This is a genomic window from Streptomyces sp. NPDC058697, assembly GCF_042715345.1.
In the GTDB taxonomy this organism is placed as follows: domain Bacteria; phylum Actinomycetota; class Actinomycetes; order Streptomycetales; family Streptomycetaceae; genus Streptomyces; species Streptomyces liliifuscus.
Map to the genome: position 1 here is coordinate 51,890 of NZ_JBHXSU010000046.1, position 7,628 is coordinate 59,517.

Here is a 7,628-nt window from a genome sequence, read left to right on the forward strand (position 1 = left end):
CCTTTTAAGGGGTGGGAGGCGGGCGGCCCGGGGGTTGTTTCTGTGGGGCTACGCCGGTGGGTTTACGGGCGCCAGTTCGCCAGTACGCCCTCGTAGACCTCCGTGTCCGTGAGCTCGCGCGGGGTCGGGCCCGCGTGGAAGAACGCGGTGTTGTCCGTCTTGAGCTTGCGGAGGTAGTCGAAGGCCTTGTTGTCCTGCTCGCCGAACGCGACGAAGGAGAAGAAGACGCCGGGGTGGTTCTTCGCCGCGTCCGTGAGGGACTGGGTCGCGGGGGTCTTGGCGTCCGGGGCGCCGTCCGTCTGGAAGATCACGAGGGCCGGGGCCGTGGGGGCGTCCGACTTCTCGTGGTGGGTGAGGACTTCCTGTACGGCGGCGTGGTAGCTCGTACGTCCCATGCGGCCGAGGCCTGCGTGGAGTTCGTCGATCTTGTTCTCGTGGTCGGGGAGGGCGAGTTCGCCGGTGCCGTCCAGTTCGGTGGAGAAGAAGACGACGTGGACCGTGGCGGTGGGGTCCAGGTGGGCGGCGAGGGCGAGGGTCTGCTCGCCGAGGGCCTGGGCGGAGCCGTCCTTGTAGTACGCGCGCATGCTCGCGGAGCGGTCCAGGACGAGGTAGACCTTGGCTCGGGTGCCGGTGAGGTTGTTCTTTGTGAGGGTGGTGGCGGCGGCGTTGTAGGCGGTGGTTAGGCCCGGGGCGCGGGTCTTGAGCGTGGTGAGGGTGGTGGCGGGTGCCGCCCCCTCGGACTCGGCTCCGCCTTCGTCCGCGCCGGTTTCCCCACCCGCTCCGCCCGTGACGCTTTCGTCGTCGACTGCCGGTGGCCCCTGTGGGGCCTGACCGCCGTCGGCGGCGATGGGCTCCGCCGGGAGGGCCGGGTCGGGTTCGGTGGTGATTTCGGGTGCCGGCACTTCGGACTCGGCTTCGCCTTCGTCCGCGTCGGTTTTCCCACCCGCACCGCCCGTGATGCTTTCGTCGTCGACTGCGGGTGGCCCCTGTGGGGCGTCATCGCCGTCGGCGACTGCGGGCTCGTCCGCCTGTGCGGTGACGGGCTCTGCCTCGGAAATGACCTCAGCAACCACGGGCTCGGGCTCGGCTTCGGGGACGGTCTCGACAACCACGGACTCGGGTTCGGGCTCGACGACCGGCTCGGGCTCCGGGGTCACGTCGGCGACGACGGGCTCCGGCTCGGGCTCGGCTTCGACGACTGGCTCGGGCTCGACGGCGGGCTCGGCCTGGACCTTGGCCTCCGGCTCGACGGCGACAACGGGCTCGGCCTTGGACTCCGCCTCCGCCTCAGTCTCCGCTTCCGCCTCCACGACGGGCTTCGCCTCGGCCTCGGGCTCAACGACCGGCTCGGGTTCGGCGACGGGCTCGGCCTTGGCATCCACGACCGGCTCAGCCTCGACGACGGGCTCGGCGTCGACGATGGGCTCCGCCTTGGCCTCGACGACCGGCTCAGCCTCCGCTTCCACGACCGGCTCGGCCTTCGTCTCCGGCTCAGGCTTGGTCTCGACGACCGGCTCGGCCTCTGCCACCGGCTCAGCCACAACCGCTGGCTCAGCCACAACCGCCGGCTCAGCCTCGATGACCGGCTCAGCCTTGGCAGTCGGCTCGACGGCCGGCTCGGCCTCAACCGTCGGCTCTGGCGCCGGCTCGGCCTCAACCTTCGGCGCCGGCTCGGTCTCAACCTTCGTCTCCGGCGCCGGCTCAGCCTTCGGCTCCGGCGTCGGCTTCGTCTCGATCGCCGGGTTGGGCTTGGCCTTTTCGGTCGGCTCAGCCTTGGTTGTCTGTTCAGCCGTCGGAGACGACTGCTTCGGGACCGTCACATTGTCGAAGGCCGCCGACACCAGTTCGTCCACCACTGATGCCTTGGGCTCGGTGGCCTGCGGCTCGGCCGCCGTAGGTGCCGGTGCCGGCTCGGGAGCCGTCTCCTGTCGGGCCGCCGGCACGCTCGGCTCGGCGGCAGGGGTGGCGGCAGCAACGGCAGCGTCCCCCTTGCGTGACTTTCCGAACGCATTCCGCAGGCGGGTGAGAATGCCCATGTGCGCAACCCTTCGCATGAGTTGGTTCCGTCAATCCCTGGCCAGGACGGACACGTAAGGTTAGCCGCAGGATTTGGAGATCTTGGGCAGGGTCGATTATGGCCCCCAAGTTAGGTTCCCCTTACCTTCCCTTTGCCTCGACTCCCCTGCGGACTCCGGGGGTTCACCCCCCGTTCACCTCTTGGCTGCGCCCCCGCACGGGCGTGCCCATAGCGTCACGCCGGACACAGACATAGGGGAGGGAACGTGCGCAACCTGCTGCCGTTGATCGGCTCGACCGGCTCACACCCGGGCGGCCGTTCCGAGATGACCTGTCGGTACCGCTGTGGTAACGCCTGCTTTCACCCGGCGCCCAACACCAGCGACAACGAATACGTCGGCGACGTCATCGCCGGAGCGCTCAGCCGCCGTTCCATGATGCGCGCGGCGGCCGCCGTGACCGTCACCGCCGCCGCCGGGGGCGCGGTCGTCGGCGCCGGCGCGACCCCGGCCGCCGCCCAGGCGCCCGAGGGCACGCCCGCCGCCTTCACCGGCGGCAAGGCCGCCCGCGGCCTCCGCTTCACGCCCGTCGCGCCGAACACCGCCGACGCCGTGACCGTCCCCGAGGGCTACGGCCAGAACGTCGTGATCCGCTGGGGCGAGCCCATCCTGCGCGGCGCCCCCGCCTTCGACCCGAACCGGCAGACCGCCCAGGCGCAGGCCGGCCAGTTCGGCTACAACTGCGACTTCCTCGCCCTGCTCCCGCTGCGGGGCGAGCGCGGCCGCCAGCTGCTCGTGGCCAACCACGAGTACACGGACGAAATCCTGATGTTCAAGGGATACGACGCCGCCAACCCCACCCGCGAGCAGGTGGAGATCGCCTGGGCCGCCCACGGTCTGGGCGTCGTCGTGGTCGAGGAGGACCGGAAGAGCGGCAGACTCACCGCCGTACCCCGCCACCACCTCAACCGCCGCGTCACCGCGACCACCGAGTTCAAGGTGACCGGCCCCGCCGCCGGCTCGAACCTCCTCAAGACCTCCGTCGACCCGACCGGCAAGAAGGTCCTCGGCACGCTCAACAACTGCGCCGGCGGCGAGACCCCCTGGGGCACCACGCTGCACGGCGAGGAGAACTTCAACCAGTACTTCGCCAACGCGAGCCGTCCCACGGACGCGCGCTACGGCATCGGCACCGGCGCCTCCGAGCGCAAGTGGGAGCGTTTCGACAAGCGCTTCGACGTCGCCCAGGAGCCGAACGAGGTGCACCGCTTCGGCTACATCGTCGAGCTGGACCCGTACGACCCCACCTCGACGCCCCGCAAGCGCACCGCGCTCGGCCGGTTCAAGCACGAGGGCGCGACCATCCGTCTCACGGAGGACGGCCGCCCGGTCGCCTACACCGGTGACGACGAGCGCTTCGACTACATGTACAAGTTCGTCGGCAGCAAGCGGATGCGCCACGGCAACAGCCGCTCCGCCCGCGAGCACAACCTGACCCTCCTCGACGAGGGCACCCTGTACGTCGCCAAGCTCACCGGCGACTCCCCGGCGACCGAGATCGACGGCACGGGCAAGCTCCCGGCGGACGGCGAGTTCGACGGCAGCGGTACGTGGATCCCGCTGGCCACCGCCACCGCCAAGGGCGCCGTCTCGCACGTCGAGGGCATGACCGCCGAGGAGGTGTACGTCTTCACGCGCCTCGCCGGTGACAAGGTGGGCGCCACGAAGATGGACCGCCCCGAGGACATCCAGCCCTCGCCGCACACCGGCAAGGTCTACGTCGCCCTCACCAACAACACCAACCGCGGTGTCGGCTCCAACGCCAAGGCCGACGAGGCCAACCCGCGCAACGCCAACAAGCACGGGCACATCCTGGAGCTCACCGAGCGCCGCAACCGCGCCGACGCCACGACCTTCGCCTGGTCGCTGTTCCTCGTCGCGGGCGACCCGAAGGACCCGGCCACCTACTTCGCGGGCTTCCCGAAGGAGAAGGTCAGCCAGATCTCCTGCCCGGACAACGTGGCCTTCGACCCGCACGGCAACCTGTGGATCTCCACCGACGGCGCCCAGCTCGGCTCCCACGACGGCCTGTTCGGCGTGGCGACGAAGGGCGACCGCCGCGGTGAGCTGAAGCAGTTCCTCACCGTGCCGAAGGGCGCCGAGACCTGCGGCCCCATCGTCCAGGACCGCCGTGTCCTCGTCGCGGTCCAGCACCCGGGCGAGATCACCGGCGCGACCGTCGAGAACCCGGCGAGCATCTGGCCCGACGGCCCCGGCAAGATGGTCCGCCCGGCAGTGGTAGCAGTCTGGCGCAAGGACGGCTGCGACATCGGCACCTGATCTACAACATGGGGTGCCCTCTTCAAGAAGAGGGCACCCCTGTTTGTTTGTCTTTTAGTCCTTTAGGGGCGCGGGGAACTGCGCGACCAGCCCCCACCGAACCCGCACCCGACACACGACCCGGCGGCAGCCACCCCTCAAACACCCACCCGATCCAGCCACTCCCGATACCCCGGCGCCTCCCGGGCAACCTCCGAATACGCCTCCCACAGCCCGGGAAACACAGAGTCCAACTCCCCCTCCGTACGCGCCGCGAGCAACAACCGCACACCCAGCGGATCCCCCTGAATCCGCCGGACGGCCATCGCCGGCCCGGGCTGACACGTCGGCTGGCACACCGTGACGACCTCGCCGGTCGCGACCAGTGACGCGGCCGTGTGGTAATCCCCGTGCAGCACACGGGGATTGAGCCCCGCCGCCCGCAGCATCCGATGCACGGCGTCCCATTCCCCGTCCACCGTGGGATCGATCATCCAGCGGTCCCCGGCCAGGTCGGAGAGCTGAACCTCCGGGCGCGCGGCCGCCGGATGGTCGGCGGGCAGGGAGACGAACTGCGGCTCGCGTTCGACCAGGACACGCAGCGCCAGCCCCTCCGGCACGCGCAGCGGACAGCCCTCCACCTCGTGCACGTAGGCGACGTCGAGCCGGCCGTCGGCGAGCATGCGCAGCAGCGCGTTCGGGGAGACGTCCATCTGGAGGACCGGCTCCCGCTGCCGCGCGCGCAGCCGGCGCAGCCAGCCCGCGAGGGCGCGGCTCGCCGTGGAGCCGATCCGGAGCTGGGGGCCGTCGTCGTCCGTCGCGGCGGCCCGCGCCTCCGCGACCAGGGCACGCATTTCGGCCACCAGCGGGCGGGCGCGGCCCAGGACGACACGGCCGAGCGGGGTCGGCCGGCAGCCGGTGCGTTCGCGGAGGAAGAGCGGGCCGCCGAGCTCCTGCTCGATGCGCTTGAGCTGGGTGCTCAACGAGGGCTGGGCAACGCCGAGTTGCCGGGCCGCCCGGTGCAGGCTGCCGGTGTCGGCGATGGCGCACAGTGCGCGGAGGTGCCTCACCTCGAGCTCCATGCGGTGAGCCTAGGACGGTCACACGAGCCGCACCAGACGCACAAACCCCGACCGAAGGGGGCGAGTTGGGGTGGATACCGATCGGTAAATGATCAGTAGCCGACTGTTGGTGATCGTTTCTGACCGGGTGATAGGTGCGTCCTATCTCTGATTGGCATCATCACAGCCGGCCCACAGACACAGACACTCACCGATGACGACTTCACCCCCCACTCAAGGAGTCATCGATGCGACTGTCCACCCGTCTGTCCACACCCGTTCTCTCGGCCGCGGTCGGGCTCGGCCTCACGGCCGCCGTGCTCGGGGCCGTACCGGCCTCCGCGGCGCCCGCGCCCGTTGCCCCGGCCGCCCCCTTCGCGGGTTACAACGGTTCCGGCGAGGAGGCCAAGGCCAACAAGGCGTTCTTCGACGCGGTGCTGAAGTCCGTGGCCGAGAAGCGCGCCGCGAACCCGACATCCGCCGCCGCTGTCACCGTGGTCTACAACGCCTCGGCCGCGCCGACCTTCAGCGCCCAGATAGCCCGCAGTACGTCGATCTGGAACAGCTCCGTCTCGAACGTCAAGCTCCAGGCCGGCACCAGCGGCGCGAGTTTCACGTACCGCGAGGGGAACGACTCGCGCGGTTCGTACGCGTCCACGGACGGGCACGGGCGGGGCTACATATTCCTCGACTACAGGCAGAACCAGCAGTACGACTCCACGCGCGTCACCGCCCACGAGACCGGGCACGTTCTCGGGCTGCCCGACCACTACAGCGGCCCGTGCAGCGAGCTGATGTCCGGTGGCGGACCCGGCACGTCCTGCACGAACGCGAACCCGAACGCGGCCGAGCGGGCCCGCGTCGACCAGCTGTGGATCAACGGACTCGCGAAGGCACTGGCGAAGGTGAACCAGGACCGGTAGGTCCCCCTGGATGTACCACCCACCCCCCACTGACGTGGGCCGTCCCTCCTGCACAGGGGCGGCCCGCGTCGCCTTTTCCCGACCCTGCCCGCCTCCCCTTCCCCCTCCTTCTACGTGCTCTTGAAGAGGGTCAGGTCCACGACGAGCGTCCGGTGGTCCGTGTTTCCGAGGTCCAGGAAGCGGGCCCGGTTCGCCGAGAAGTCCCGGGACACCAGGACGTGGTCGATCTGGGCGCCGAGCGGCGGGGCCGTTCTGGCCGGCCAGCTCGGCGTGCGGGCGTCGCCGGTGAGACGGGCGGCGTCCCCGAACCCGGCGTCCAGGATGCGGCGGAAGGCCGCGTGGTCCTGGGAGGCGTTGAAGTCGCCCGCGAGGACGGTGGGCCGGGTGCGGTTCGCGTCCGCGTAGTCGCGGAGGTCGGACAGCTCCGCGCGCCAGGTCGACAGCTGTGTCGGCAGCGGGGGCATGGGATGGGCCAGCTGGAGCCGGATCTCGTGGCCCTTCACATCGGCCGTGGCACCGGGCATGCCCATCGTCGCGGGGATGCCCGCGGCGGGCTTGAGCGGATGACGGCTGAGGATCACCGAACCGTCGGAGCCCGCGCCCTCGACCGCCTGCCGAAAGGGGTAGGAGCCCTGGTCCCCTTTGCTGTTCTTGCCCTTCCCGAAGGCCTGCTCCAGTTTCTCCTCGCACGTGTACTCGCATTCCTGGACGAAGACGAGGTCGGGCCGCTGGTCCCTGATCGCGTCGATCAGTTCGTCCGTGGCCTGGCCGAACTCGACGTTCGAGGTGAGTACGCGGAGTTCGGCGACCGGGGCGCCCTTGGGCTGCGACGTCTTCCCGTACGGCTCGATGTACCAGGCGAGCGCGGCGAGCACGGCCACGCTCCAGACGAGGCCGAGGCGCCAGCGGGAGAGGGCGGCGAAGAGGAGGGCGACGGCGGTGGGGGCGAGCAGCCAGGGCAGGAACGCGAGCAGTTGGGGTACGGGGGTGATGCCGTCGGTGTCCGCGATGCGGCACCCGACGACTGTGCTCACGCCGGCGAGCAGCAGTGCGGCGAACCAGGTGCCGGCGCGGGTGCGGCCGTGGCGCCCCAGGGGGGCGTCGTCCGTCCATTCGTCCGCCTCGGCCGTTGCGTTGCGCAAGTTCGCCCCCTTCCGTTGGCTGGATCCTCCCTTAAGGACGGGGGATGTGGGGGGACGGTTGAGGGCGGCTGCCGGGTGCGGGTGCGTCGTGGCTGGTCGCGCAGTTCCCCGCGCCCCTGAAAAGCGGGGCTGCGCCCCTGGCTTTTCGTCTTTGGGGGCGCGGGGAAC

The 7,628-nt window shown here is 70.5% G+C and carries 5 protein-coding genes; 2 read left to right on the forward strand and 3 right to left on the reverse strand.

The window, feature by feature from the left end:
• Positions 1-62: 62 nt before the first annotated feature.
• On the reverse strand, positions 63-2,036 hold the full coding sequence (locus ACFWXQ_RS46190; RefSeq protein WP_383954766.1) for a VWA domain-containing protein: 1,974 nt from the start codon (positions 2,034-2,036) through the stop codon (positions 63-65).
• A gap of 246 nt (positions 2,037-2,282) precedes the next feature.
• On the opposite strand from ACFWXQ_RS46190, the gene ACFWXQ_RS46195 reads away from it, so the two are divergent.
• On the forward strand, positions 2,283-4,355 hold the full coding sequence (locus ACFWXQ_RS46195) for a PhoX family protein (protein WP_383954768.1): 2,073 nt from the start codon (positions 2,283-2,285) through the stop codon (positions 4,353-4,355).
• A 137-nt stretch (positions 4,356-4,492) separates the two neighbouring features.
• On the opposite strand, the gene ACFWXQ_RS46200 is transcribed toward ACFWXQ_RS46195, so the two are convergent.
• Positions 4,493-5,416, reverse strand: coding sequence for a LysR family transcriptional regulator (locus tag ACFWXQ_RS46200; protein ID WP_383954769.1), 924 nt, complete (start codon positions 5,414-5,416; stop codon positions 4,493-4,495).
• A gap of 227 nt (positions 5,417-5,643) precedes the next feature.
• Between ACFWXQ_RS46200 and snpA the strand changes: the two genes are divergently transcribed.
• Entirely contained in the window at positions 5,644-6,318 is a 675-nt protein-coding gene (snpA, locus tag ACFWXQ_RS46205; RefSeq protein WP_200397159.1) for a snapalysin, read from the forward strand.
• A gap of 110 nt (positions 6,319-6,428) precedes the next feature.
• On the opposite strand, the gene ACFWXQ_RS46210 is transcribed toward snpA, so the two are convergent.
• Entirely contained in the window at positions 6,429-7,460 is a 1,032-nt protein-coding gene (locus tag ACFWXQ_RS46210; RefSeq protein ID WP_383954771.1) for an endonuclease/exonuclease/phosphatase family protein, read from the reverse strand.
• Positions 7,461-7,628 lie beyond the last annotated feature (168 nt).

What these genes read in the sequence shown, in the direction of transcription:
- ACFWXQ_RS46190 (WP_383954766.1), bottom strand. Translation starts at nt 2,036, where the DNA reads ATGGGCATTCTCACCCGCCTGCGGAATGCGTTCGGAAAGTCACGCAAG.
- ACFWXQ_RS46200 (WP_383954769.1), bottom strand. Translation starts at nt 5,416, where the DNA reads ATGGAGCTCGAGGTGAGGCACCTCCGCGCACTGTGCGCCATCGCCGAC.
- snpA (WP_200397159.1), top strand. Translation starts at nt 5,644, where the DNA reads ATGCGACTGTCCACCCGTCTGTCCACACCCGTTCTCTCGGCCGCGGTC.